Source organism: Streptomyces sp. NPDC055099 (assembly GCF_053607685.1).
Genome location: NZ_JBSGUA010000002.1, coordinates 417,404 through 442,120, shown reverse-complemented (window position 1 = coordinate 442,120; position 24,717 = coordinate 417,404). Strand labels below are relative to the sequence as shown.

Genomic DNA, 24,717 nt, shown 5'->3' with positions numbered 1-24,717 from the left:
CGACATGCCGCAGATGAGGGTGGCCGTGGCCGGAGGCGGCATCGCGGGGCTCGTCCTGGCCGTCGCGCTGCGCAAGGCCGGCATCGACTGCCACGTCTACGAACAGGCGGGGCGGCTGACCGAGGTCGGCGCGGGGGTACAGGTGGCGCCCAACGCCAGCCGGCTCCTTCGCCGCCTCGGACTGCGCGATCGGCTGCGCAGCATCGCGGTCGCACCGCAGGCGATCGAGATGCGCCGCTGGGACGACGGCACCTTGCTGCAGCGGACTCCGCTCGGCGAGGCGTGCCACCGTCGCTTCGGGGCGCCGTACTACACCGTGCACCGCGCCGACCTGCACAGCAGCCTCCTCGCGCTGATCCCCTCCGACCGGGTGCACCTGGGCGCCCGTTGCGTCGCCGTGACGCAGGACGACGGCGCGGCGCACCTGCATCTCGCGGACGGCACGGTCGTCACGGCGGATCTGGTCGTGGGCGCCGACGGCATCCATTCCGTGGTGCGGGAACAGATCGTGACGGACCGGCCCCGGTACTCCGGGCAGACCATCTACCGGGGCCTGGTGCCGGCCGAGCGTGTGCCACGGCTGCTCGCCGAGCCACGGGTGCGGTTGTGGTTCGGACCGGACCAGCACTGTGTGTGCTACCCGGTGTCCGCCGGGCGCCAGGTGAGCTTCGGCGCGACCGTCGCGGCCTCGGACTGGCGGGAGGAGTCCTGGTCGGCGCGGGGTGACGTGGCCGAGCTCGCAGCCGCGTACAAGGGCTGGCACGACGACGTCGCCCAACTGATCGGCGCGGCGGAGACGGTCAGCAGATGGGCGCTGCACGACCGGGACGGCATCGACCGGCTCAGCTCGGGCCGGGTGACCGTCATCGGTGATGCGGCGCATCCGATGCTGCCCTTCCAGGCGCAGGGGGCGAACCAGGCGGTCGAGGACGCCGTCGTGCTCGCGGTCTGTCTGTCCGAAGCGGGTTCGGGCGGCCTGAGCGGGGCGTTGCGCCGCTACGAGCGGATCCGACTGCCGCGCATCACGCGGATACAGCGCCAGTCACGCGACAACGCCAAGGCCTTCCACCTGGCCGACGGGGAAGAGCAGCACCGCCGCGACACCGCCGCCCAGGCCGCATCGGGCCTGGACCACCACCAGTGGCTGTTCGGGTACGACGCCGAGGAAGCCGCCATGACCAGCAGGAGTTCTTGATGGAGCTGACCGGGATCGAGTCGACGGTCGCACTGGTCACCGGTGCGGCCCAGGGCATCGGCGCCGCCGTGGCCGCCACCTTGGCGGCGGCGGGAGCGCACGTGGCGGCCGTGGACCGCAACGGCGAGGCGCTCGCCACCGTCGTGACCGAACTCGAGGCCAAGGGCATGTCCGTGCGCGGCCACGCCGTGGACGTGTGCGACAGCCGGGCCGTGGACACGCTCGTACGGCGCGTGGAGGACGAGCAGGGGCCCATCGGCATTCTCGTCAACGCGGCCGGCGTCCTGCACACCGGCCGGGTCGTCGACCTGCCCGACCGGCAGTGGGACGAGATCTTCTCGGTCAACGCGGGCGGCGTGTTCCATGTGTCGCGCGCCGTGGCCCGGCGGATGATGCACCGCCGTCGTGGCGCGATGGTGACCGTGGCGTCGAACGCCGCCGGTGTGCCGCGCGTGGAGATGGCCGCGTACGCTGCGTCGAAGGCCGCGTCCGCCCAGTTCACCCGGTGCCTGGGGCTGGAGCTGTCCGACTTCGGAATCCGGTGCAACGTCGTCTCGCCCGGTTCGACCGACACCCCGATGCTGCGCTCGATGCTCGGCGACGACGCCGATCCCCGGCAGGCGATCGAGGGTTCGCCGGCCGCGTATCGCGTCGGTATCCCGCTGCGGAAGGTGGCCGAGCCGAGGGACGTGGCCGAGGCCGTCGCGTATCTGGTGTCCGACCAGGCCGGCCACGTCACCATGCACGACCTGTATGTCGACGGCGGCGCGGCCCTGCACGTGTGACGTCAGCGTACGGAAACAGGAGGCGAACCATGGCCATGACCCCCATCGCGCCCTACCGCATGCCCGGCGCCGCTGATCTGCCGAGCGCGGCGGTCCCCTGGCGCCCGGATCCGGACCGGGCCGTCGTGCTGGTGCACGACATGCAGCGGTACTTTCTGCGGCCTTTCCCGGCCGGGCAGTCGCCGCTGAACGAGCTGGTCGGCAACGTCACGAAGGTGCTGGCGGTGGCGCGCGCCGCCGGGGTGCCGGTGATGTACACGGCACAGCCGGGTGGCATGAGCTCGCGGGACCGCGGGCTGCTGAACGACTTCTGGGGCCCGGGCATGGGCACCGAGGAGGCCGACCGCGGCATCGTCGACGACGTCGCCCCCGAGCCGGGCGACACGGTGCTGACCAAGTGGCGCTACAGCGCGTTCTTCCGCAGCGACCTGGAGGAACGGCTACGGCTCGCGGGGCGGGATCAGCTCATCGTCTGCGGGGTGTACGCGCACATGGGGTGTCTCATCACCGCCTGCGACGCGTTCAGTCGCGACATCCAGCCGTTCCTCGTGGCGGACGCGCTGGCGGACCTGACGCTCGACGACCACCTCATGGCTCTGCGCTATGCCGCGGATCGTTGCGCCGTGCCGATTTCCGTGGCCGATGTCCTGGCCGAGTTGGTGAACCGGCCGGCGGCCGTCGAAGCACCGTAGAAGTCACCTACGGATCACTCGAATACAGGGAGGGACACATCAATGTCCGATCGCACGCAGGTCGTCGTCATCGGCGGAACATCGGGGCTGGGGCGGCATTTCGCCCAGTCGTGCGCCGACCGAGGAAACGACGTGGTCATCACCGGCCGTACGGAGGAACGGACCAAGGCCGTGGCCGACGAGATCGGCGGCAGGACCCGCGCGATCGCCTTGGACCTGACCGACCCGGAACAGATCGAGGCCGGTCTCGCCGACGTGTCACGCGTGGACCGGCTGGTGCTCGCGGCGGTCAACCGGGACCACAACACGGTGCGCGGATACCGGCCGGCCGACGCGACCCGCCTGCTGACGGTGAAACTCACCGGATACACCGCGGTGTTGCACGCCCTGGCCGAGCGGATGCCGGACGACAGCGCGGTCGTCCTCCTCGGGGGGCTCGCCAGTCACCGTCCCTATCCCGGCTCCACGACCGTGACGACCGCGAACGGCGGCATCGGCGCGCTGGTCAGAACGCTGGCGGTGGAGCTCTCACCGATCCGCGTCAACGCCCTGCACCCGAGCATCGTCTCCGACACACCGTTCTGGAGCGACAAGCCCGGTGCACGCGAGGCCGCGGCGACGCGCGCGCTCACCAGGCGGCCGGTGACGATGCAGGACTGCACCGAGGCGATCACGTTCCTGCTGGAGAACCGCTCGATCAACGGCATCAACCTGAACATCGACGGCGGCGACGTGCTCATCTGACGCATGTCGTGATCTGCCACCGGCCCCACCGGCCGGTCGCCCCCTGTCCGTGCTCCCGCTCCGCGCGCGCGTAGCGGGAGAGATCACGGGCCGAGAAGAGGCCCATGCCCGCGTGGAAGCCCGTCACCGGAACCGGAAGCCCTGCCCAGTAGGCGAGTCGGCCGTCGACGCGGAACTCCACCCGCGACGTCCCGGGCCGGTAGGAGATGGCGTAGCGGTGCTCACGACCCGGCTCCGTCGGCACCTCCAGGACCACGCGGTGGACGTAGTGCTCGTGCGCCTCGGTCACTCCCGGGATCACCAGGCGTTCGACCAGCGCGTAGACGGTGTCATTGGTCGCGGCGGCATTGAGCACCACGCCGGTCTCCAGGTCGAAGAGGTTGACGGTGCCGAAGGCGTCGAGCGGGTCGTGGGGGATCTGGCCGTAGGTCCGCACCCCCATGTCGACCTCGAACGTCAGCTCTCCGGCCGCCGGGACGGAAAAGCGCCGGACGGACCGGTACATCTGCTTGGCGTTGTTCTGCCGTGGGTCCGTGTCGTGAAAGCGGCTGAACGGGTTCACGGTCAGTTCGAATCGTCCGTCACCGGTACGCGCCCGCGCGTTGCGGTCCCGGTATTGCTGCGGCTTTCCGTCGGCCCCGTCAATCGCCATGATCTGCCAGCGGGCGGGGTCGAGCTCGCCGCTCGTGAAATCGTCGTACGTCCACGTGGTCTTCTCCGGAGCCGAGGTCATTCAGACACCATCGGCGGCCGCGCCCCTACCGGACATCACCTGTTCACGCGGTTCGGCCGACGCGCCACGCCATTTCACCACCGCACGTCCCTGATCCCGTGAATGGGCGATGCCCGCGCGGGATTCGGGGTCCGAGACTGCTGTCCTGACCGCCACGCCACGACGTCGTATCCACGGCGTCCTCAACAGGAGGAGGTGTCATGGGCACGATGAACTCGCCGGCGGCTGCCGACCGCTACGTCGCCGTACATGACAGCGCTCAGTTCAAGGCCCTGCGTCGGCAATCGAATGCCTTCATCCTCTGGGCGAGTGTCATCTTCTTCGGGTGGTGGTTCGCCGGGTGCGCGCTCGCCACCTTCGCCCCGGACGTCTTCCGCCAGGGGCTCGGCGGCCCCATGAACGTGGGCCTGCTGTTCGTTCTGCTGTCCTTCGCCTCCGTGGTGACGATCTCCGCGGTCTACCTGCGATTCGCCCGTACACGGCTGGACCCCCTCAGTGAGCAGATCCGGGCGGGCCTGGAAGGAGATCCCCGATGAGCACCGTCTTTCTCGCCGACCCACCACCCCCGATCGACAACACGTGGGCCGCGCCCGCGGTCGCCGTCCCCCTCACCATCGCGGTCGCCGTCCTGGTCTTCTACCTGGTGAAGGCGGTGCGCGGGAGCAAACAGGACGCGGACGAGTTCCTGCTCGCCGGGCGCGGCATCGGCCCCGGTCAGAACGCCGTCGCGCTGGCCTCCGCGCCCATCATGTACTCGACCATGTTCATCATCACCGGTCACATCGCGCTGAGCGGCTACGACGCCGTTCTCCTGCTGACGGCCTTCACGATGTCCATGATGCTCGGGGTGCTGGTCTTCGCCTCGCCGGTACGCAACTTGGGCGTGCGCACGCTGGGCGATCTGTTCGCGCTGCGGGCCCGTGAACGCCCGGCGCGGATCGCCTCGGCCGTCGTCATGCTGCTGATCTACGGCATGTTCACGATCATCAGCATGGCTGCCGTCGCCTTCATCTTCAACCGGTGGTTCGGCCTCGACTCCCTCGTGCTCCTGGCCCTCATGGTCGCCGTCGTCGGCCTGGTCACCGTGGTGTACGTGTACGTGGGCGGCATGCGCGGAGTCACCCGGATCCTGGTGTTCAAGGCGGCCCTCGCGTTCGCCGTCGTGGCGGTGCTGACCACGCTGGTGCTGGCCAAGTTCAACATGAACCCCATCAGCCTGCTCGAACAGGCCGAGGCCAACGCCGTGGCGCACAAGGGCGGTTACGACCTGCTGGGCCCGGGCCGTCTCTTCGGTGAGGGCTCCGACCGGTGGGTTCATCTGTCGAAGCTCTTCTGCATCGTCGTCGGCGTCGCGGCCATCCCCTTCCTCTTCATGCGCAACCTCGCGGTGACCAACGGAAGGGACGCGCGGAAGTCGGCCGGCTGGGCGTCGATGATGGTCGTGGCGTTCTACCTGTGCATGTCCGTCGTCGGCCTCGGCGCGGTCGCGGTGCTCGGCGGCGAGAACATCGGTGTGATCAAGCCCCACCGTGACATCAGCCTGCCCAAGCTCGCGGACGACCTCGGCGGGCCGTTCATGATCGGCACGCTCGCCGTGATCGCCCTGCTGACGATCGTCGGAGTCTTCGCGGCGCTGCTGATCAACGCGGTGACGGCAGTCACCAAGGACCTCAACGTGGCGCGCGGACGGCGGCTGGACCCCGCCGCCGAACTGAAGGACATACGCCGCAACGTGAAGATCATCGGCATCGCCTCCGTCATCGGAGGCGTGGCGATGCTGCCGGTGCGCACCCACATCTTCATCCCGACATCGATCGACGTGGCCGGCGCGGCGGTCCTGCCGGCCGTCGTCTACGCGTTGTTCTGGCGGCGCTTCAACACCTCCGGACTGCTGTGGACGGTGTACGGAGGCATCGCCGTGACCCTGTTCATGGTCGTTTTCTCCAACGGTGTGTCGGCGGAGGACGACGCGATCTTCCCCAATGCCGACTTCAAGTTCGTCGACATCGAACCCGGACTGATCTCGGTGCCGGTGGCCTTCCTGCTCGGTTACATCGGCACGGTCATCAGCAGGGAACGCGACGACGCCGGTTTCGCCGAGATGCAGGTCAGGTCACTCACCGGGGTTGCCCCGCTCGTTCATGAGCAAGCCCCGGCCGTGGTCGGCGCCCAGAAGGCCGAGGGGGCGAGGCGCGATCCGGAGAGCCGAACGCCCAGCCAAGCGCACTGAACAACCGCGAACGGTGTGGGGCGGGCCGAACCGCCCCACACCCCTGGGAGGCAAACGTGGATCCGGCACCGGTTCTGGTCGTGGGCGCGGGCCCTGTCGGCATGGTCACCGCACTGGCGCTCGCGCGCCAAGGCGTGCGCTGCGTGCTCGTCGACCGAGACTTCGAGACGTCCGTTCATCCGAAGCTGGACTACGTGAACTCCCGCAGCATGGAGTTCTTCCGGCAACTGGGCATCGCCGAAGAAGTCCGGGCCGCCGGCGTCGGCCCGGAACATCCGGCGGACGTGATCTGGTCCACGGGCCTTGCCGGTGAGCCGATCACTTCGTGGGAGCTTCCCTCGGTGGCCGAGGAATGGCGCCGTATCACCGGGCACAACGACGGCACTCAGCCCGCCGAGCCCGGCCAGCGGATCTCGCAGATCGACCTGGAGCCGGTCCTGCGGGCCCACTGCCGACGTCATCAGCTCGTCGATCTGCGCTGTGGCCTGCAGTTCGATTCCCTCACGCAGGACGAGGACGGTGTGACCAGCCACCTGGTCGACGTACTGACGGGTGATCAGGTCCTGGTTCGGTCCCGGTACGTGATCGGGTGCGACGGTGCGTCGAGCCGGGTCCGCGCGGCCGTGGGCATCGGCCAGGAGAGCTTCGACGTCCCCGGCCTGCCGGGCGCCTTCATGGTGCACTTCAAGAGCCGTGATCTGGACACCCTGCACCGGCACGGGCGGTTCTGGCACTACTTCGCCTTCAGATACATCCTCATCGCCCAGGACGAGGCGGACACCTGGACCGCGCACGTCAACGGCATGGAGCCCACGGAGTTCGACACGCCACCGGCTGACCCGGCGGCCTTCCTGCGCGACACCATGCAGGTGGACCTGAAGATCGACAAGGTGCTGCTGACCTCGCGCTGGCGCCCTGGCTTCATGATCGCGGACCGCTACCGCGCCGGTCGCGTCCTCCTGGCCGGGGACTCCGCACACCGCATGTTCCCGACCGGCGCCTATGGCATGAACACCGGCATCGGCGACGCCATCGACGCGGCCTGGAAGATCGCTGCCCTGGTCAGGGGCTTCGGGGGCCCCGCCCTGCTCGACAGCTACGAGGCCGAGCGCCACCCCGTGGGCCTGCGCAACATGCGGACCTCGCACCGGCACCTCGGCGTGCACCTCGAGGCGGGCCGGCTTCTCCGTGACGGCGCCCCGCTGGAGGCCGTCGCCGCGCTGCTCGGCGCCGAACGCGGTGAGAACGAGTACAGGGGCATCGAACTGGGCTACCGCTACAACGACTCGCCCGTCGTCTGCCATGAGGAGGCGCCCGAACCTCCCTGGGACCCGCGGGAGTACACACCGACGACCTGGCCAGGAAGCCGCCCGCCCAGTCTTCTCCTCGAAGACGCGACACCGATCTACGACCGCTTCGCCCCCTCCTTCACCCTCGTCGACTTCGTGGGCGACGGCAACGCCGACGCACTTCTGGACGAGGCAGCCGCACAAGGCCTGCCCGTCAGCCATGCCGTGGTGACCGACGTCGGAGCCCACAAGACATGGGAACGCGACCTCGTACTTCTCCGGCCCGACCACCATGTGGCCTGGCGCGGGAACGGTGCCTGCCCGGACCCGGCGGCCGTGGTCCGGCGGGTGCGAGGCGCCCTGTGAGGCGACGCGCGAACTTTGAAGGCACGTCTCGCTGATCATCCGACGGGAGCAGTCATGCAGCCATCCACTTCGACAGTGAGCTCGGCGGGCTCGGTGCGTGCGGTGGGCTCCACGCGGCTCGGGCCGTGGGAGGACCTGCCGGCGGTCCAGCAACCGGACTGGCGGAACCACGCCGACTACCGCGAGGCCTGCGAGCAGCTGGCGTCGGCGCCTCCGCTCGTGTCGGCCACGGAGATACGACGGCTGCGACAGTCACTGTCGCGACTGCTGACGACCGAGGCCCTGATCCTCCAACTGGGCGACTGCGCCGAGAGCTTCTACGAGTGCGAGCCGCGCCATACCGCGCAGAAGCTACGTGTCATCGACCGGTTGGGGGACCGGTTCAGCGAACTCACCGGCCGGAGCGTCATACGCGTCGGACGCATGGCCGGACAGTTCGCCAAACCCAGGTCGCAGCCGACCGAACGCCACGGATCGCTGACCATCCCTTCCTTCCAGGGGCACTTGATCAATTCCGAGATCGCTTCACCCCTGACCCGGCAGGCCGACCCACGGCGCATGCTGTGGGCCTATGAGGCGAGCGAGAAGGTGCAGCGCGCGATGAGGACGCGCCGGCAAGGCGGCTACCGGCTGCCGGCGACGGAAGGGCCCTGGTCGAGCCATGAGGCACTAGTGATCGACTACGAATCCCGCTCGGTCCGCCACGACCCGGAGACCGGCGGCCTGTACCTCACCTCGACACACCTGCCGTGGGTGGGGGAGCGTACACGCCAACTGACCCACGCACACGTCGCCTTGCTCGCCGCCGTGGACAACCCGGTGGGGTGCAAGATCGGGCCTACCGCGCACCCGGACGAGGTGGTGCGTGTGTGTGAGGTGCTCGATCCGCGCCGAGAGCCCGGCCGCCTGGTCCTGATACCGCGGATGGGACGAGACCGGATACAAGAGGTCCTGCCGCCCATCGTCCGCCAAGTCGCCAAGGCCGGACATCCGGTGGTCTGGCTGAGCGACCCCATGCACGGCAACACGGTGACGTCACGGCTCGGCCTGAAGACCCGCCACCTCAGCGACGTGATCACCGAGGCGCTGCGCTTCCGCGACATCCTCGCGGCGCACCGGCAGCACGCGGCCGGACTGCACATCGAGGTCGCGGCGGACGACGTGACGGAATGCGTCGGCGGCACCGTGGAGAACGAGGACGATCTGCGGCGTCACTACACCTCGCTGTGCGATCCGAGACTCAACGCGGATCAGGCGACGGAGCTGATCGAGGCATGGGCCAAGGGAACGGCGGAATGCTGATCCCGCGGGAGCCCTGCCACGCACTCGGCACCTGGCACCGGACTCGGGAAGGAGGAGGTGGACCCCCTCACGAGTCCACGGCCTCCAGGGAATCGTCGGACGGCACCACGCCCGCGGCCACCACGAGTTCAGGCCGCGTCCGCGCCCGCTGCTCGAGTTCCTGCGCCAACGCCAGCCAGGCCGCAGCGCACGACCGGGCCAACTCGGCGACGGAACCCTGCCAGTGCGGCGGCACGGCATCGACAAGACCGCCCCACTCGACCGGTTCGATCACATGGCCGTCGATCCAGCGGACGAAGGCGCGGCCGTTCTCCGCGTACCTCACGGCGGGATCTCTGCTCAGATCTCCCCGTACCGAGGGCCAGTCGACGTTCTGCCGGGCGGCAACCGTCGTTCCCTGCCGCGGCGCGGGTGCGGTGCGCTCCCGCTGGGACACCACAGTCTTGCCGACGGACGGTCTGTGCTCCGGCGCGGTTTTGCGCCGAGGGGACAGCACCGGGTCCTGGCCGGCCCGAAGGCGCTCGCGTACATCGCGCGCCGTTCCCACCGAGACGCCTGCCTCCCGCGCGATGGCCCGCAGGGGCGCATCGGGGTTCATGGCGATCACCTCGCCGGCCCGTCGTCTGCCGGCCGAGGCGTCGACGGGACGGATACGTCCGTCTCTCCCCATGCGGCCGCTCTCCGGCTCGGCCGGAGCCAGGCAGTGCTGACGGATCGCGCTCACCGTCGTCGGGGACAGCCCCGCGGCGACCGCGACGGCCCGGTCCGACCATTGCGGATGTTCCGTGAGGATACGGCGGGCCGCCGCCTCACGATCGGCCCGTGAAAGCGGAAGACCGTGCCTGATGTTGGACTCGACGGAGAGGAGAAAAGCCTCTCTGTCATCACCCAGGTCCTGCGCGGCAGCCAACAGCTCCACTGGTTCAACGTGTTCGGGACTTTCCCCGGCAGGCCGGGGCGAATCAGCGGGCAGAAGCGAAGATGTCGAAACCGAAGTCGGAGCCGTCTCTTCCAACGTGACCGGACCCTCCATATTGCTCCACATCCGAACACTCACCTGTCGATGGGTAGTTGCCAGTGTGCGTACGGAAAATTCCGTCCCCCGGAAAGCAATACGCCCTCCGTCCGGCATCATCGCCAGTCCGTCTCACCGTGGGCAACACCTGCCAGGACACCGGCGTAGGTAGTCTCAACTACTCGATCGAGCAGTAGTGATACGTGCCTGAACTGGCAATACTTGGCGGCACGCGAGTGGGAAGCCCGATCGAAGGAGAATTTCCGGTGACGAAATTGAGGCGGCTGCGAAGTCGGCGCCTGGGGGGTGTGGTGGCGGTCGCCACCGCGTTTGTCCTGGTGGGATCACTGAACAGTGCCGCGCCTGCTGCCCCGCAGAAGGCGGCTGCCATCGACCTCGACAAGGGGAATGCCCTGATCGAAGTCGTCTATCCGAAATTCCAGCGGGTGTCGCGCGAACAGAGCTCCGGCCGTTCCGTGTCGTTGACCGTGGACCACGCCATTCTGATCGAAATGCCGTGGTTCGACGCCATAGCCCCCTATCACCCGACGGCGAAAGGCATCTTCTCCGACCTCGGCCGCCGACCGAAGGAAGAACGCACGGTCCGCAACAAGAACATCGCGGTCATCTACTCCGCCTTCACCTCGCTCAACGAGGTCCTCCCGCAGTACAAGTCGCGATGGCTGGAGATGATGGAGTCGGCGGGTCTGGACCCGAACGACACCAAGGAGGACCCGACCACGCCCAGCGGCATCGGAATCCTTGCCGCCAAGAGCGCCATGTCGGCGCGGATGGGCGACGGCTCCAACCGCGACGGCGACAAGGGCGGGCGCACGTACAACCGGCAGCCCTACGCCGACTACACGGGCTACAAGCCGGTCAACACGGCGGAAGAGCTGCGCGACCCCTCACGCTGGCAGCCCAATGTGACCTCGACGAACAATGTCCTGAGGTCGCAGCAGTTCGCGACACCCCACTACGGCCGCGTGAAGCCGTTCTCGTACGAAAGCCCCACCCGGTTCAAGGTCTCGCCTCCGGCCAAGAGCGACCACCACAACCGAAAGGCCTACAAGAGCCAGGCGGACGAGGTCCTGAAGGCATCGGCGAACCTGACCGACCAGCAGAAGATGAGCGCCGAACTCTTCAACGACAAGGTCATCACCTTCGGGGCCGTCGCCGGTACCCCCGTGGTCACCGGGGGCAAGTACGACACCGAGAAGATGGTGCAGTACATCACCACTTCCGATGTCGCCTTCGTCGATGCCACCATCGCCACCTGGCACTTCAAGCGGAAGTACGACTCGGTGCGGCCGTTCAGCGCGATCCGCCATCTGTACGGGAAGAAGAAGGTGACGGCATGGGGCGGGCCGGGCAAGGGTACCGTCAGCGACATCACCGGAAATGAATGGCGGGGATACCTCGCCACGAACTCGGCCGACCACCCCGAGTACCCCTCCGTCACGTCCTCGCTCTGTCTTGCCTTCGCCCAGCAAGTGCGGCGGTTCACCGGAACCGACAAGATCGACATAGCTGTCCCCGCGGCCAAGGGTTCCTCGCTCATCGAACCCGGAGTCACTCCCGCAGGCGACACCACGCTGCGCTGGAGCAACTGGACCGACTTCGCCGACGACTGCGGTCGCAGCAGGGTCTGGGCCGGCGAGAATTTCCCGTCCGCCATTGAGGCATCGCGCCAGTACGCCCCGGAGATCGGCGACCTGAGCTACGAGTTCGTCCAGCGCAAGCTGAACGGCAGCTGAACTTCTCCGTTCACCGACGCCGGTTGCCCGGCGGAGCCCATGGCTCCGCCGGGCAACCGGCGTGATCGGGATCGCCTCCCATAGCGCCTTCTGGCGAAAGATCAAGGGTGGAAGTGTGGAAGTCGGGGAGCTACAGTGCACGCTTGCGGCTCGCACGCATGACGGGGGATTCAAATGACGATCTTTCACGCGTTCTCAGCAAGGTGCCATTTACCTGATGTGACGGGATCGGACACTGCATTCGGCGACACCCCTCCGGACCACGTGCACACGTGCCCACGGCAGATGACCGGTACGCGTCCTGCGGCAGCGGCCCAGGTCTCGCGACCGGCGGTGCCGGCGCTCGCACTCAGGCCGAACCCAGGGGGACAAGACAGCCATGGCGGACGCCCTTCCACCTTGCGGTACGGCGGCGAAAACGTACGCGGTACTGGTGGCCGAGCCCGAGGCGCCGGTCCGCGCCCTGCTCGCGTCGGCGATCGGGGCCACGCCCGGGCTGCGCATGGTGGGCGAGGCAGCCACCGGTGAGGACGCGGTGGCCCGTGCCGCCGAAACACGCCCGGACGTGGTGGTACTGGGCGCCGGCGCCCCCGGCATGAACCTCGCCACCACGACCAGGCAGCTCATGGAATCCGGCGACGCCCCCAAGGTCGTCCTCCTGGCCGACCCGGATCAGCAGGAGTGGTGCCGCGGCGCACTGCGGGCCGGGGCGTCCGGTCTGTTCTCGCGCGGCGGGCCCCCGGAACAACTCCTGGGAGCCATTCCCGCCATCGTGGCGGGATATGTCCTCATGGCCCCGGCCGAGGCCCTCCACACGGGGAAGTACGCCGGAGACGTGCGTACGGGGCGCGACGGAACCTGCGTGAGGGCGTACCCGCAGCCCGACCGCGGGACGATGCGGGTCTCGATCCCCGTGGACCAGCGGCTGTTCGCACGGGACGTGCACGACGTACTGGGCCGCACGCTCGGCGCGATCAACCGGAAGGGCGAGCTGGTGGCGCAGCTCCTGAGCACCCAACCGGACCGCGCCCGGGCCGAGTTGGAGACCGTCCTCGTGCTCGCGCGCCGGTCCATGGGGGAGGTCCGTGCCCTGGCCGCCGGATACCGCATCGGCGACCTGGCCACCGAGATCGCGGGGCTGCGCGCCGACCTGGAGCTCATGGGGGTGTGCGTGGAGGTCAGCCGGACTCCGGTCACGCTGCCCCGGCCGGTCCAGGAGGTCTTCGGGTGGGTGGCGCGGGAGGCGGCCGCCAACATCATGCATCACAGCGAAGCCGGACACTGCTCCATCGAGGTCTGGACGAGCGGTCGGACCGCGCATCTACGGATCACCAACGACGGCGCCGGGCAGCACAGCCGGACCCCCGGGACCGGGCTCGCCGGTCTGACCGCGCGGCTGCGCGCGGTCGGCGGCACGCTCAGCCACGGTGCGGGCACTGATCTCACCTATCGGGTCGAAGCGACAGCTCCGTTGAGCCGTGGCGACTGGGGGAGCGAACATGGCGATCAAGGTTGTGCTGGCCGAGGACGAGGCACTCACCAGGGAAGCGCTCGCTGAACTGCTCCAACTGCCGGGAGACATCGAGGTAGTTGCCCACACGGGCCGTGGCGACCGCGTTCTGTCCCTGGTGAACGGCCACCGGGCGGAGCTCGCCGTCCTCGATCTGCACATGCCGGGGATGAACGGGATCGAGGTCGCCGATCAGCTGAACCGTGAACGGCCCGGTTTCCCGATGGTCCTCCTGACCTGTGACGCACGGCCCGGCTACCTGCAGCGCGCCTTCGCGGTCGGAGTACGCGGAATCCTCACCAAGGAGACCTCGATCAGGGAGCTGCGCAGGGTGATCCGTGAGGTGCACGCGGGGAGACGGCACATTCCGGCCGAACTCATCGCCCAGTTGCTGGCCGTCGGCGAGAACCCCCTGACGGCCCGCGAGGCGGAGATACTCAAGGCGGCGGAGGACGGACGGCCGCTCAGCGCCATCGCCTCGCAGCTGCATCTGAGCCCAGGAACGGTCCGCAACCACATCCATTCGGCCATCCACAAACTGAAGGCCGGCAACAGGATCAGTGCGGTGCACGCCGCCTCGCGGGCAGGCTGGATCTGAGCCGGCTCCACTGTCGGCGGCAAGAGGCGCGGCGGGATCGAATGCTGCGGCTGCGGTACATGACTGCTGTGGAAGCAGGCGCCGCCGCGAGCGTCTACCGCCCTGGTGGTAGCGCTTATTGGCAACTCCCGTAGGACGACCGGAGACCCCCCAAATCCCTAGGCTCCTGCCTGTACCTGCCAGGCAACCGAAGGGGTCCCCGATGTCCGTCCGCCACTTGCTCACCGCCACCGCAGCCGCAGTGCTCGGAGGGCTGGTGCTTGCCACACCGGCCGCCGCGCAGGTCTCGGTCGCCGCCGATGAGGGCGGATCCGGACGAGGCGGCGCCATGGTGGCCATGGTGATCGCGCTGATCAGCGTGATCATCGGTGGTGTGGCGCTGGCCCAGTCCGCGGGACGCATCGGCACCGGCAACGGTCGCGGCGGCGCCATGGTCGCCCCCGTGGTGGCTCTGATCGGCATGATCGTCGGCGTGATGCAGCTGACCGGCTCGGACGGCGGCGTGGGCAGTGGCAATGGCCGAGGCGGGGCCGTCGTCGCTCTGGTGATCGCGCTCATCGCCATCGTCCTCAGCGGCATGGTCCTGTCCCGCACCCGCCGCACCAGCTGAACCCCCACCCCCTGGACGGGGCCGACCCGGACCTCCCCCGGCTGGGTCGGCCCCCTTTTTTCTCCCGGTTGCGTCCTCCGCACCAGTGGGTCAGTCGCGACCGGCGACCCTCCGGCGCACGAAGTAGGCGACCGCCCCGGTCGCCAGGACGATGGCGCCGGAGATGACCGACGAGAGCGGAAGGCTGAGGGCGAGGAGCAAGCAGCCGGCCAGGCCGACGGCCGGGACGGCGCGAGGCGGGCGTCCTTCGGAGGGCGTCAGGGTCCAGGCGGCGGCGTTGGCGACGGCGTAGTACGCGAGGACCCCGAAGGAGGAGAAGCCGATCGCTCCTCGCAGGTCGGCGAAGGCCACCAGGGCCACCACGACGGCACCGACGGCGAGTTCGGCCCGGTGGGGAACGTGGAACCGCGGGTGGACGGCCGCCAGCGCGTGCGGCAGGTGATGGTCGCGGGCCATCGCCAGCGTGGTGCGCGAGATGCCGAGGATCAGCGCGAGCAGGGAGCCGAGCGCGGCGACGGCGGCCCCGGCCCGGACCACCGGCGCCAGTTCGGGCACCCCCGCCGCGCGCACCGCGTCCGTGAGCGGGGCGGTGGTCCCGGCAAGGCCGCCGGGACCGAGCACGACCAGGACGGCGACGGCGACCGCGACGTACACCGCGAGGGTGATGCCCAGGGCGAGGGGGATCGCGCGGGGAATGGTGCGGCGCGGATCGCGCACCTCCTCGCCCAGGGTGGCGATGCGCGCGTAGCCGGCGAAGGCGAAGAACAACAGCCCGGCAGCCTCCAGCACACCGCCCGCGCCGGCGTCCCCGCCCAGCTCCAGGCGGCTGACATCGGCCGCGTCACTCGTGCAGGCGGCGGCGACGACCGCGGCGAGGACCGTGAGGACGAGGGCGACGATGCCGCGGGTCAGCCAGACGGTCTTCTGGATTCCCACGTAGTTGACGGCGGTCAGTGCCACCACGGCGGCGATCGCGACGGGCCGTTCATGACCGGGCCAGGCGTAGGCCCCGACGGTGAGGGCCATGGCCGCGCAGGAGGCGGTCTTGCCGACGATGAAACCCCAGCCGGCGAGGTAGCCCCAGAACTCGCCGAGCCGTTCGCGGCCGTAGACGTAGGTCCCTCCCGAGGCGGGGTAGCGGGCCGCGAGCCGTGCCGATGAGGTGGCGTTGCAGTACGCGACCACCGCGGCGAGAGCGAGGCCGACGAGCAGGCCGGAGCCCGCGGCGCGGGCAGCCGGGGCGAACGCGGCGAAGATCCCCGCCCCGATCATCGATCCGAGGCCGATCACCACCGCGTCACCCACCCCGAACCGTCGCTGCAGCTGGGGAGCGCCCGCGGCGGAGGGCGGAGTAGGCATGAGTGTCTCCTCGGCAGTCGAACGGCTGGTCTTGAGAGGCACGATATTTTGCCGGGCCGGTGTGCGCTGTGCCGGGGCGGCCGACGCGAAAGTTGACCATGGCAGGCACGAGGAAGGGAAGGCGCCCCGAGGTACATCACGATCACGGACGCACACCAACCGCGGCACCAGGACGACTGCCCCGATGCCTGCCCTGGACGGCTATCCCAAGTGGAGGGTCGCGGCGGCGGGACAGCACGGCGGGGCGTGCCGCGGGTGCAGATGCAAGTGCAGGCTGTGTTCGTTACGCATGATCACTTGCTCGACGGGGGCACTGACCGCGATCAGGCCGAGGCTGCCCTGCGCGGTCTCCAGCGCATGCCGCAGACCGAGAAGCATGTAAAGGCTGCCGTTGTCACACCAGGCCACGTCTCTCGCGTCCAGGTGCAGATGCCGGTGACCATCCTCCACGTGGGTGATGGCCAGATCGCACAGCATGTTGACGCTGAGCACATCGAGTTCACCGGCCAGTTCGAAGGTGAGCGTGCCACTGTCGTCCGTGGCCGCCAGTACCCGCACGCTGAACCGTGGCGGGTCTGCCTCGGACCAGGTACGAGTGGAACCTTTCCGCATGATCTGCCTTGCGTAGTGGGGCCAAACATGGGGCTTCACCCAGCACTCGTACCGGTGGCGGAGCGCATGGGGGCTGGATCCGTCTCATCGGCGAGAGGCAGTTTCAGCCGCTGGTGGTTGGTCGGGTGTCTGCGGCCCGGGGCCGGAAGCGGAGCAAGCGGTCAGGTATCTCGCGCGTCGGTCTTTCCCGGCCGAACAGTCGGCTAGCGGATATGCGAAGTAGGTTTCCGGCAATCACATGCCGGTGTCCGGCACAGTTTACTCACGGCGTCGGGGGCAGGGAATCTGGTCGGGCGAAGGAAAGGTCGGCAGCGCGGAGCGCTCACGGGGCAGAATCGAATGCGTGTCGAGACGTGTTCGGCAATGGCTCGCACAACCGGCAACGCGTCGCACGGGTGGGCGATTTCCCTTCCCGTCCGCTGGTTCTCACCCGCTAGTTCGCCGCGCCAGTTCCGCGCCTCCCCGCTGCTCCGCCACCCCGCCGCCCAGAAGACGAGTGGCCGAGTAGCTGAGTGCCGTCTCCGGATAAATCAGGGGCGATGCGGCCGCCGCCCGACCTATCGTGACCGCTGCCGCCCACACCGGGGCGGCCCGATCGGAAAGGCGGCGGAGTGCCGGACGCGTACGAGGTCATGCTGGAAGCCGAGTTGAGCAAGGCCTTCGATGTGTGGTCCGGGTATCTGGACGCCCGGACGGGGGAGGACCCCCAGGTCCGTGCTCGACTGCGCTCGATGCTGGACTCGGCCCGCACCGCGGCCACCGAAGGCGACCTCGCCACCGCACGCTCCCTGGTGGCGGACATGTACGACGACGCCAGCAAAGCCGCTCTCCCCTGGGCTCCGTCGAGGCCTCGCCCCCGTGAGGCGGACTTGCAGACGCACGACTATGCGAAGGACACGCTGAGGCAGGTGCTCCCCGTGGGCCTGCGGGAGCGCCTGGACCACGTTGCGCTCTCTCTCAGAGTCACGGGACGCCATCTCCAGGACGCCCCCGGCCTTGACGCGGCAACCCGCCAGGACATCCTCTACATCAGCGCCCGCGGCGCGATGGCCCTCGACCTCGCTCACCCCGCGGCGGCAGGACACGAACTGGAACGCCTCGAGGAAATCGCGCGGCGTTGCGGCGTGGTGGCATGAGGACTTGAGGGGCGGAGGGGCCCAGGGCTCAGGAGTCAGGGGAGCGCGGTTGCGCCCGCACCTAGCGGCGGCGGCTTCGTCCCGCCACCGCGACGGCCGTGCCGACTCCCGCGATCACCAGGCCGATCCCGCCGAAGATCAGCGGCAGCAGCCACAGTGAGACGAATCCGTTGATGCGTGCGTCCTCGGGGTCGTCGGCGCGGTACAGCACCTCGACCTGTTCACCCCGGTCGTACGACGGCGGGTTGGAACCCATCGAGCTCTCGAACGTCCTCGGCGTGCCGTCCGACGAGGTGAACTCGACCACCGGGTACGCCACGGGCTCGTTGCTCCCCTGGTTCTTGCGGGACGTGCCGCTGCTGTCACTGCGCCACTCCAGCGCCACCACCGTGCCCTTGGCCCGCTCGGCATCCGCCAGGAACGAGATGGACACCCCCGCGAGGATCAGCCCGATGACGGTGAACAGCGTTCCGAACGCAATCGCGCCGAAGGAGATCCACTTGCGGGCGCCCCACCCACGTACCTGCAACCGCACAACGTCCCTCTCACCTGCGCAAAGCAGTCAGTCCAAAGCAACTCGACCAAAGGAGAGGGACGTTATCCCAGAGGGTTTCGCCGCCGTTGCCCGCCCCCTGCCCATCGCTCTGGAGTGGGGGCCGCAGCCCGCGCGCCCTAGCCCTGCAAGGAGGAGCGCATGTAGCGGAAGCGGTCGAGGGAGCGGCGGCGCATCCAGAGGACCCAGCCACAGAACCCGATCAGGCCGACCGCGAGGATCAGCGGAGTGACCAACGAGCCGCTGGCCGCCCCGATGCCGAGCATGCCAAAGGCGAGGAGCACCATGAAGCCCAGCCAGTACGGCAGCCATGTGCGGGCCCGCTCCATCTGCCCCAACTGCTCGGCGACGAGCCGCCGCATGGAAGCCCGCTCCTGGGGCTCACTCGGAACCTCGCGGTGCCGGATCTTGCGGTTGAGCTCGGCGACCCCGCGCGCGTCGGTACCGGCGGCCCGGCCGGCCTTTCGACGCTGCACGGCCACGATCGTCGTCGCGATCGCGGTGTAGAGCATGCCCTGGATGATCCACACGACCGGATGCTCGTCCGGGCGGAACACGGCGGTGACCCCCACACCCACCACGAAGATCATGGCCGCCTGTGCGGCCAGACTGTGGTCGAGCCAGCGCTTGAAGGCGCGCATGGAACGTACCTCCTCGGAATCGACGGAAACCGCAGCCGCTACCAAGTACCCCGCATGGGCAAGCCCATGAGCTGCCGACGGAACGGGGAGCGTACGCCCGTACCTTTCAGAGCGTACGATCGTACGCATGCCGACGGACTACTTCGCTGATGACCCGCGCACCAACCTGGAACGCATGCTCGCGGGCGACCTCTACATCGCCGACGACCCCGACATCGCCCGCAGGCAACAGCACGCCATGCGGCTCGCCGCCCGCTACCAGTCCGTGTTCCTCGACGATGCGGGCGAGGCCCGGGCGGTCCTGGCCGAATTGCTCGCCTCGGTGGGCGAGGGCGTGGAAGTACGGCCGCCGCTGTACGTCGACTACGGCAGCAACATCTCCATCGGCGCCCGCACCTTCGTCAACTACCATCTCACCGCGCTGGACGTCGCCAGGATCACCATCGGCGAGGACTGCCAGATCGGCCCCAACGTCCAACTCCTCACCCCCACCCACCCCGTGGAGCCGCAGCCGCGCCGCGACAAGCTGGAGGCCGCGCTCCCCATCACCATCGGGGACAACGTCTGGCTCGGCGGGGGTGTCATCGTCTGTCCCGGCGTGACGATCGGGGACAACAGCGTCATCGGTGCCGGTGCGGTGGTCACGAAGGACGTACCCGCCGACGTGGTCGCCGTCGGGAATCCCGCCCGTCCCGTCCGTAGTCTCTAGAGGGCCGTCGCGATGGCCACCGGACACGCGGATCCCCGGCGGCGCGAGCGCATCCTCGCCGCCACTCTCGACCACATCGCCGACGAAGGCGTTGCCGGTGTCTCCCACCGCAAGATCGCCGCGCGTGCCGCGGTTCCGCTCGGCTCGATGACGTACCACTTCACCGGCATCGACGAGCTGCTCCGCGAAGCCTTCACGCTCTTCGCCGACCACATCGTGGCCGTCTTCGCACGGCATTTGGACCACGCCGACAGCCCCGAGCAGGCGCGCGAGGCGGTCACCGATCTCATCCACGTCCTCTCGGAGGGGCCTCGGCGCGACCTGATCCTCACGCAGGAGCTCTACACCCTCGCCGCCCGGCGCCCGGAGTACCGGGAGTTGACCCAGGCGTGGATGCGGGACAGCCGGCGTCTGCTGGAACGACACTTCGACCCGGACACGGCCAGGCAGCTCGACGCGCTGATCGAAGGACTCACATTGCACCGAGCCTTGGACGGCGAGGGCGAGGGCGAGGGCGAGGGCGACGGCGGCGATGGCGACGGTGCGTCGCGCGCTCGTGAGCTGACGCGCCAAGCGGTCGAGCGCATCACCGCCTCGACCGTCGCGAACGCCCCGGTGTAACGGCGGTGCCCGGCGACAGCTCGGTGAGGCCAACGCCAGATGCGCACCAGTCACCAATCACCGCTCATCGATCACCGCTCCATGTTCTGCCTCCGGTGGCGCAGGTGCAGGACGGTTCCGCCCGCCAGGACCACCGCGCCGGCGCCTGCGAGGGCGCCGACCAGGCTGGCGGCGTCCGGGGAACTCGTGGGCGACCCGGCGGCGGCGTTCTCGATGCCTGGTGCGACGTCGGAAGCCGAGTGGGCCTCCGCCGAAGAGCGCCTGCCCTCTCCCTGGTGGGCGTCATGCTTCGCATGGGCCTGGTGCGCCGCCTCAGCCTGTTTGGTGTTCTCCTTGCCGGCGCCGAGCGCGGTCACCGCGGCACCGGACCGTTCGCCGCCGCTCAGTCCGGTGACCTCGCCGTTGCCCCCGTCGAAGACCACGTCCGAGCAGGAGAAGAAGTTCTCCTGGCTGTCGGAGCGGATCCACTGGACGAACAGGATGTGTCTGCCGGTACGGTCCGGAAGCTGCAGGTCCCAGTAGTAGTGGCCCGCCTCGCTGCCGGGTCCGCCCTTCTGCGGCGGGTTCTGTATGGTCTGCACGTTCTCCAGGTCGGACCAGCCCAGCGGCTGTTCCGGGTCGTAGCCGTCCTTGGTGACGTACACCTTGAACGTGCCCGGATGGTGCGCCCAGTTGCTGTAGTTCATCTCGATCGTGGCACCGCCCGTGAGATGGGTGACGGGCCAGTCGGTGCGGGGGGCGTTGTAGGGGGAGAAGTCGTACGGGCTGCGGTCGCCCGCGCTGCACAGGGTGCCGTCCTCGACGTACCCCTCGCCGCGGCCGCCCGCGTTGGAGTCGAGCACCGCGAACCAGTTGTAGAGCGGAGTGGTGCCCGCGTCCTGAACGGCCGCCTTACAGGCGGGATTTGACGGCATCTGGGTGGAGGAGTTGGCGAGGAGGTCCTTGTAGCACAGGTAGGTGCGCGACCCGGGCATCATGGCCACGCCATGAGCGGCGGCCGTACCCGGGACGGCCAGCACCGCCGCGGCCGCGAGACCGGTGGCACCCGCGAGCGAGGCAAGGCGCCTGGCGCGCACCGAACCGCGTACGCGGGATCGGAGGCGTGCTCCGGCGGGCAAGGGAGAGCGGGGGATGGTCATGGGAACGTCTCCTTCGGGGAGTTTCCGATGAGCGGCTCACCCCCTGGTCGACGCCGCGCCCGAAAAGGTTGCCGCGACGACGACATCTGTCGGCAGTACGGCAGCAGTACGGCAGAACCGGCAGTGTTGGCAGCGCGAGAACCCGCACCGGCCGGAGTTCGGCCCACGCCGCCGCAGACCAGCACTCCGGCTGTGGCCTGGGACCGCAGCGGGCTCCGTCGGCGTCGGGTCAGTATCGTCATCCCGTGTGCTTCTACGCGATGACCTATTACAAGCTGCACTACGCGTGCCCGTCGTGTCGTGTCAGCTTTAAGCGGCATGCGAACGTGCAGCGGCAGCACTCCTGCCCGAACTGCGCCCGTCCCCTCGTATGCGCTGGTCACGACTTCGCCCCGCCGCGCAGGCATGATGTCCGCGGATGGTCGGTCGTGGCCGCGGTCCTGGGCGCCGGGCTGCGGTACGAAGGGCGAGAGGCCTGCGGGTGCGGCAAGGAGCCCAAGTACCGTCCGCGCACGCGTGCCGAGCTGCGGGTTCGTGAGGTCGTCGCGGCGAGAGAGGAACTCCCGCTGACCGAGACGCTGGCCCGTCCGGACCCGTGGACCCCGACGGCACACTGAAGCGCTGCTCAACAGCCCCCACAGTGGGCTATTGCCGCGCCACAAGGCGGACCACCCCGACCGAGGTCTCTTCGGTCATGACATGAGCCGCCTGAACCTCCCAACGCCCCGCCGGGGTGTCGACGGGGGCGTGATCCGGCAACTCGGGCTTCGGTGAGATGAGTTCGGCGCCCGCGATCGCGGAATCCATGAGTACCGCTGGACCGCTCGTCTCCCAGACCCCGCAGTCCTCCCACTCGGCGCCCGGGTCCGCCAACACCTGCTCGGCGGCGGCGAGCAGTCCGGCCTCGGAGTCGGCTCCGAGCCAGCGTACGAAGGCCTTGTGCTCGGGCAGGTAGCAGGTCATGGCGGGCTCGTCACCCAGCACGAGTGCACGGGCACCGTCGCTGCCCACAGGGATCACCTCGGCGTAATCGTCCACCGCGCAGGCACGGTCGTAGTCGTCCGTGCCGCCCGGGCCACCGAGAATCTGCCCTGTCTCGGCGCAGCCGTGCCACGCGGAGAGCGCCGGTACCGGCACCGCGATGAGTGGGCCGCCCGTCGAATCGACCCAGTTCGTTTCGGGCAGTTGGCGTCCGGAGGACTTCGCGTCCTGGGGGGTGGTCATGTGGCAAGTGTGCGGCCCGCGGCCGGGAGGCGGCCGTAGGGGGGGGCACGGAATGGCCTGGCATGGTCTGTCTGCCTGTCTGGGCGGGACGGGGAGGTCGGCTCAGTCCAGGTCGGACATGTCGAGTACGAAGCGGTAGCGCACGTCATTGCGGCGGAGCCGGTCGAGAGCCTCGTTCACGCGGGCCGAGGGGAGCAGTTCGATGTCGGCGGTGATGCCGTGCTCGGCACAGAAAGCGAGCATGGCGGCCGTCGCGGGCCTGCCGCCGCTGCCCGCGGAACTGAGCTTCTTGCGACCCACGAGCAGGTCGGTGGTTTCGACAGTGACGGGGCCCAGGTACCCGAGCTGGCTGAGCGTGCCGTCCATGGCGACCAACCGCAGGTAGGGGCCGAGTTCATGCGGGGCGGCAATGGTGTCGATGACGACGTCGAAGCGGTCCCGGGCGGCAGCCATCTGCTCCGGGTCGGTGGAGATGATCACCTCGTGGGCGCCGAGGCGGTGCGCGTCCTGGGCCTTCTCCGGTGACCTGCTGATGACCGAGGTCTCGGCACCGAGCGCCACGGCGAACTTGACCGCGAGATGCCCCAGCCCGCCGAGTCCTGCCACGGCGACGCGGGAGCCCGGTCCGACGTCCAGGGCTCGCAGCGGCTCCCAGACGGTGACCCCGGCGCAGAGCAGGGGAGCGGCGGCCGCCGGGTCCAGGCCTGGCGGAAGCGGGTGGGCGAAGTCCGCGCGGACGACGTACTCACGGGAGTAGCCGCCCTGGGTGGTCGATCCGTCATGGCGGTCGACGCCGCCGTACGTCAGCGTCGGGAAGCCGTGGCAGAAGTTCTCCTGGCCGGTCCGGCACATGGCGCACGTACCGCACGAGTCGACGATGTTGCCCACCGCCACCGGAACGCCGACGGCGAAGTCCGTGACCGCGGACCCCAACTCGGTCACCACGCCCGTGAACTCGTGCCCGGGTACGACCGGTTGCCCCTCGTCGCGTGCGTGCACGGCGTGCAGATCCGTGTGGCAGACCCCGCAGTAGTCCACACGTACCGCGAGATCGTCGGGGCGCAGATCGCGCCGCTCGAGCGGCGTGCGCCGCAGCACCGCGTCCGCTGCGTCGGCCTGCCAGCTCACAGTGGTCCTCATGAGTTCCCTCTCCCTCTCCCTCTTCCTCTGTCTCTCCACAAGCAGCTGCCGTCCCCACCAAGACAGACTGTTCGGTCTATTTGGAGAGTAAGGGCTCACAGGCCGCCAGGCAAACCAACTGTTCTGTTTGGTAGCCTGGCGGGCATGGCCGACCAGCCCCTGACCACCCGCGGAGCCGCGACCTACCAGCGCATCCTCGATGTGGCGACCCAGGAATTCGCCGAGCACGGGATCGCCGGGGCGCGCATCGAGCGGATCGTGTCCGCCGCGCGCACGAACAAGGCGCAGCTCTACTCCTACTTCGGGAACAAGGAAGGCCTCTTCGACGCCATCTTCTTCGGTTCGCTGGAGCGGATCGTGAACGTCGTCCCGATCGACGCCACGGACCTCGCGGACTGGGCGGTGCGCCTCTACGACGAGTACCTCCGCCGCCCGGACCTCATCCGCCTCGCCACCTGGGCACGCCTGGAGCGACGCCCGGCAGGTCATCTGGTCGAGGACCCCGACCGCCTCGACGACCACAAACTGCGGGCCATCGCCGAGGCGCAGGCCGCGGGCCGGGTGCGCGACGGGGACCCGTTCGATGTGATGGCCATGGTCATCGCGATGTCCATGGCCTGGTCCCCGGTCAGCAACGTCTACGCCGCCACAGCCGAGGAACCCCCCGAACTGCACGAACAGCGCCGCGCGCTGCTTCACGAGAGCGTGCGGCGCGCCATGGCCTGCGAGTAGTGACCGGTCCTCTCGTGCGTCGAGG

The 24,717-nt window shown here is 69.2% G+C and carries 26 protein-coding genes; 17 read left to right on the top strand and 9 right to left on the bottom strand.

Annotated elements, in window-relative coordinates; genetic code table 11:
• Positions 1–4: 4 nt before the first annotated feature.
• The 4 genes from ACWFRU_RS06450 to ACWFRU_RS06435 are packed head-to-tail and all read left to right on the top strand — an operon-like array spanning position 5 to position 3,416.
• Entirely contained in the window at positions 5–1,195 is a 1,191-nt protein-coding gene (locus ACWFRU_RS06450) for an FAD-dependent monooxygenase (RefSeq protein ID WP_453684969.1), read from the top strand.
• On the top strand, positions 1,195–1,980 hold the full coding sequence (locus ACWFRU_RS06445; RefSeq protein WP_453684968.1) for a 2,3-dihydro-2,3-dihydroxybenzoate dehydrogenase: 786 nt from the start codon (positions 1,195–1,197) through the stop codon (positions 1,978–1,980). The genes ACWFRU_RS06450 and ACWFRU_RS06445 overlap by 1 nt, the downstream gene beginning before the upstream one ends.
• Before the next feature lie 29 nt (positions 1,981–2,009).
• Positions 2,010–2,672 (top strand): isochorismatase family protein, encoded by a 663-nt coding sequence (locus tag ACWFRU_RS06440; protein WP_453684967.1) that lies wholly within the window; start codon positions 2,010–2,012, stop codon positions 2,670–2,672.
• A gap of 42 nt (positions 2,673–2,714) precedes the next feature.
• Positions 2,715–3,416, top strand: a complete 702-nt coding sequence (locus tag ACWFRU_RS06435; RefSeq protein WP_453684966.1) for an SDR family NAD(P)-dependent oxidoreductase — start codon at positions 2,715–2,717, stop codon at positions 3,414–3,416.
• Here the strand turns inward: ACWFRU_RS06435 and ACWFRU_RS06430 are convergent.
• Entirely contained in the window at positions 3,409–4,149 is a 741-nt protein-coding gene (locus ACWFRU_RS06430) for a DUF6081 family protein (protein WP_453684965.1), read from the bottom strand. The genes ACWFRU_RS06435 and ACWFRU_RS06430 overlap by 8 nt on opposite strands.
• A 200-nt stretch (positions 4,150–4,349) precedes the next feature.
• On the opposite strand from ACWFRU_RS06430, the gene ACWFRU_RS06425 reads away from it, so the two are divergent.
• Genes ACWFRU_RS06425 through ACWFRU_RS06410 form a run of 4 tightly spaced genes read left to right on the top strand, consistent with a single transcriptional unit; the run spans position 4,350 to position 9,336 of the window.
• Positions 4,350–4,685 (top strand): DUF485 domain-containing protein, encoded by a 336-nt coding sequence (locus ACWFRU_RS06425; RefSeq protein WP_453684964.1) that lies wholly within the window; start codon positions 4,350–4,352, stop codon positions 4,683–4,685.
• Positions 4,682–6,379, top strand: coding sequence for a solute symporter family protein (locus tag ACWFRU_RS06420; protein ID WP_453684963.1), 1,698 nt, complete (start codon positions 4,682–4,684; stop codon positions 6,377–6,379). The genes ACWFRU_RS06425 and ACWFRU_RS06420 overlap by 4 nt, the downstream gene beginning before the upstream one ends.
• Before the next feature lie 56 nt (positions 6,380–6,435).
• Positions 6,436–8,034, top strand: coding sequence for an FAD-dependent monooxygenase (locus ACWFRU_RS06415; protein ID WP_453684962.1), 1,599 nt, complete (start codon positions 6,436–6,438; stop codon positions 8,032–8,034).
• A 54-nt stretch (positions 8,035–8,088) separates the two neighbouring features.
• A complete protein-coding gene (locus tag ACWFRU_RS06410) occupies positions 8,089–9,336 on the top strand; it encodes a 3-deoxy-7-phosphoheptulonate synthase (protein WP_453684961.1) in 1,248 nt (415 codons plus the stop codon).
• A gap of 67 nt (positions 9,337–9,403) precedes the next feature.
• Here ACWFRU_RS06410 and ACWFRU_RS06405 read toward each other — a convergent pair whose 3' ends face one another.
• Positions 9,404–10,255 carry a ParB/RepB/Spo0J family partition protein gene (locus ACWFRU_RS06405; protein WP_453684960.1) on the bottom strand — a complete coding sequence of 284 codons (852 nt, stop codon included), beginning with the start codon at positions 10,253–10,255 and terminating at the stop codon, positions 9,404–9,406.
• A 362-nt stretch (positions 10,256–10,617) separates the two neighbouring features.
• Here ACWFRU_RS06405 and ACWFRU_RS06400 point away from each other — a divergent pair, with 362 nt between their 5' ends.
• The 4 genes from ACWFRU_RS06400 to ACWFRU_RS06385 all read left to right on the top strand — a co-directional run bounded on the left by ACWFRU_RS06400 (position 10,618) and on the right by ACWFRU_RS06385 (position 14,826).
• A complete protein-coding gene (locus ACWFRU_RS06400) occupies positions 10,618–12,108 on the top strand; it encodes a DUF6851 domain-containing protein (RefSeq protein ID WP_453684959.1) in 1,491 nt (496 codons plus the stop codon).
• Positions 12,109–12,487: 379 nt separating this feature from the next.
• A complete protein-coding gene (locus tag ACWFRU_RS06395; protein WP_453684958.1) occupies positions 12,488–13,666 on the top strand; it encodes a histidine kinase in 1,179 nt (392 codons plus the stop codon).
• On the top strand, positions 13,608–14,216 hold the full coding sequence (locus ACWFRU_RS06390; RefSeq protein ID WP_453684957.1) for a response regulator: 609 nt from the start codon (positions 13,608–13,610) through the stop codon (positions 14,214–14,216). The genes ACWFRU_RS06395 and ACWFRU_RS06390 overlap by 59 nt, the downstream gene beginning before the upstream one ends.
• Positions 14,217–14,418: 202 nt before the next feature.
• The gene (locus ACWFRU_RS06385; RefSeq protein WP_453684956.1) at positions 14,419–14,826 is read left to right on the top strand and encodes a DUF6223 family protein; all 408 of its coding nucleotides are present in this window, start codon (positions 14,419–14,421) and stop codon (positions 14,824–14,826) included.
• A 90-nt stretch (positions 14,827–14,916) separates the two neighbouring features.
• Here the strand turns inward: ACWFRU_RS06385 and ACWFRU_RS06380 are convergent, their stop codons facing one another.
• Both ACWFRU_RS06380 and ACWFRU_RS06375 read right to left on the bottom strand, forming a co-directional pair.
• Complete coding sequence (locus ACWFRU_RS06380; protein ID WP_453684955.1) at positions 14,917–16,185, bottom strand: APC family permease; 1,269 nt, start codon at positions 16,183–16,185, stop codon at positions 14,917–14,919.
• A gap of 201 nt (positions 16,186–16,386) precedes the next feature.
• Positions 16,387–16,797 (bottom strand): STAS domain-containing protein, encoded by a 411-nt coding sequence (locus ACWFRU_RS06375; RefSeq protein WP_453684954.1) that lies wholly within the window; start codon positions 16,795–16,797, stop codon positions 16,387–16,389.
• A gap of 611 nt (positions 16,798–17,408) precedes the next feature.
• On the opposite strand from ACWFRU_RS06375, the gene ACWFRU_RS06370 reads away from it, so the two are divergent.
• Positions 17,409–17,933, top strand: coding sequence for a hypothetical protein (locus tag ACWFRU_RS06370; RefSeq protein ID WP_453684953.1), 525 nt, complete (start codon positions 17,409–17,411; stop codon positions 17,931–17,933).
• A 61-nt stretch (positions 17,934–17,994) separates the two neighbouring features.
• Here the strand turns inward: ACWFRU_RS06370 and ACWFRU_RS06365 are convergent, their stop codons facing one another.
• Positions 17,995–18,468: a DUF3592 domain-containing protein gene (locus ACWFRU_RS06365; protein WP_453684952.1), complete on the bottom strand. Its 474-nt coding sequence runs from the start codon at positions 18,466–18,468 to the stop codon at positions 17,995–17,997.
• Between the two features lie 137 nt (positions 18,469–18,605).
• On the bottom strand, positions 18,606–19,127 hold the full coding sequence (locus ACWFRU_RS06360; protein WP_453684951.1) for a hypothetical protein: 522 nt from the start codon (positions 19,125–19,127) through the stop codon (positions 18,606–18,608).
• 127 nt (positions 19,128–19,254) lie between these two features.
• On the opposite strand from ACWFRU_RS06360, the gene ACWFRU_RS06355 reads away from it, so the two are divergent.
• Both ACWFRU_RS06355 and ACWFRU_RS06350 read left to right on the top strand, forming a co-directional pair.
• Positions 19,255–19,836, top strand: a complete 582-nt coding sequence (locus ACWFRU_RS06355; protein WP_453684950.1) for a sugar O-acetyltransferase — start codon at positions 19,255–19,257, stop codon at positions 19,834–19,836.
• Between the two features lie 12 nt (positions 19,837–19,848).
• Positions 19,849–20,457, top strand: coding sequence for a TetR/AcrR family transcriptional regulator (locus ACWFRU_RS06350; protein ID WP_453684949.1), 609 nt, complete (start codon positions 19,849–19,851; stop codon positions 20,455–20,457).
• A gap of 71 nt (positions 20,458–20,528) precedes the next feature.
• Here ACWFRU_RS06350 and ACWFRU_RS06345 read toward each other — a convergent pair whose 3' ends face one another.
• Positions 20,529–21,596 carry a lytic polysaccharide monooxygenase auxiliary activity family 9 protein gene (locus tag ACWFRU_RS06345; RefSeq protein WP_453684948.1) on the bottom strand — a complete coding sequence of 356 codons (1,068 nt, stop codon included), beginning with the start codon at positions 21,594–21,596 and terminating at the stop codon, positions 20,529–20,531.
• A gap of 428 nt (positions 21,597–22,024) precedes the next feature.
• Between ACWFRU_RS06345 and ACWFRU_RS06340 the strand changes: the two genes are divergently transcribed.
• The gene (locus ACWFRU_RS06340; RefSeq protein WP_453684947.1) at positions 22,025–22,213 is read left to right on the top strand and encodes a hypothetical protein; all 189 of its coding nucleotides are present in this window, start codon (positions 22,025–22,027) and stop codon (positions 22,211–22,213) included.
• Positions 22,214–22,241: 28 nt separating this feature from the next.
• Here ACWFRU_RS06340 and ACWFRU_RS06335 read toward each other — a convergent pair whose 3' ends face one another.
• Complete coding sequence (locus tag ACWFRU_RS06335; protein ID WP_453684946.1) at positions 22,242–22,820, bottom strand: Imm21 family immunity protein; 579 nt, start codon at positions 22,818–22,820, stop codon at positions 22,242–22,244.
• A 102-nt stretch (positions 22,821–22,922) separates the two neighbouring features.
• Positions 22,923–23,960, bottom strand: a complete 1,038-nt coding sequence (locus ACWFRU_RS06330; RefSeq protein WP_453684945.1) for an NAD(P)-dependent alcohol dehydrogenase — start codon at positions 23,958–23,960, stop codon at positions 22,923–22,925.
• A 144-nt stretch (positions 23,961–24,104) separates the two neighbouring features.
• Between ACWFRU_RS06330 and ACWFRU_RS06325 the strand changes: the two genes are divergently transcribed.
• On the top strand, positions 24,105–24,692 hold the full coding sequence (locus ACWFRU_RS06325; protein ID WP_453684944.1) for a TetR family transcriptional regulator: 588 nt from the start codon (positions 24,105–24,107) through the stop codon (positions 24,690–24,692).
• Positions 24,693–24,717: the final 25 nt, after the last annotated feature.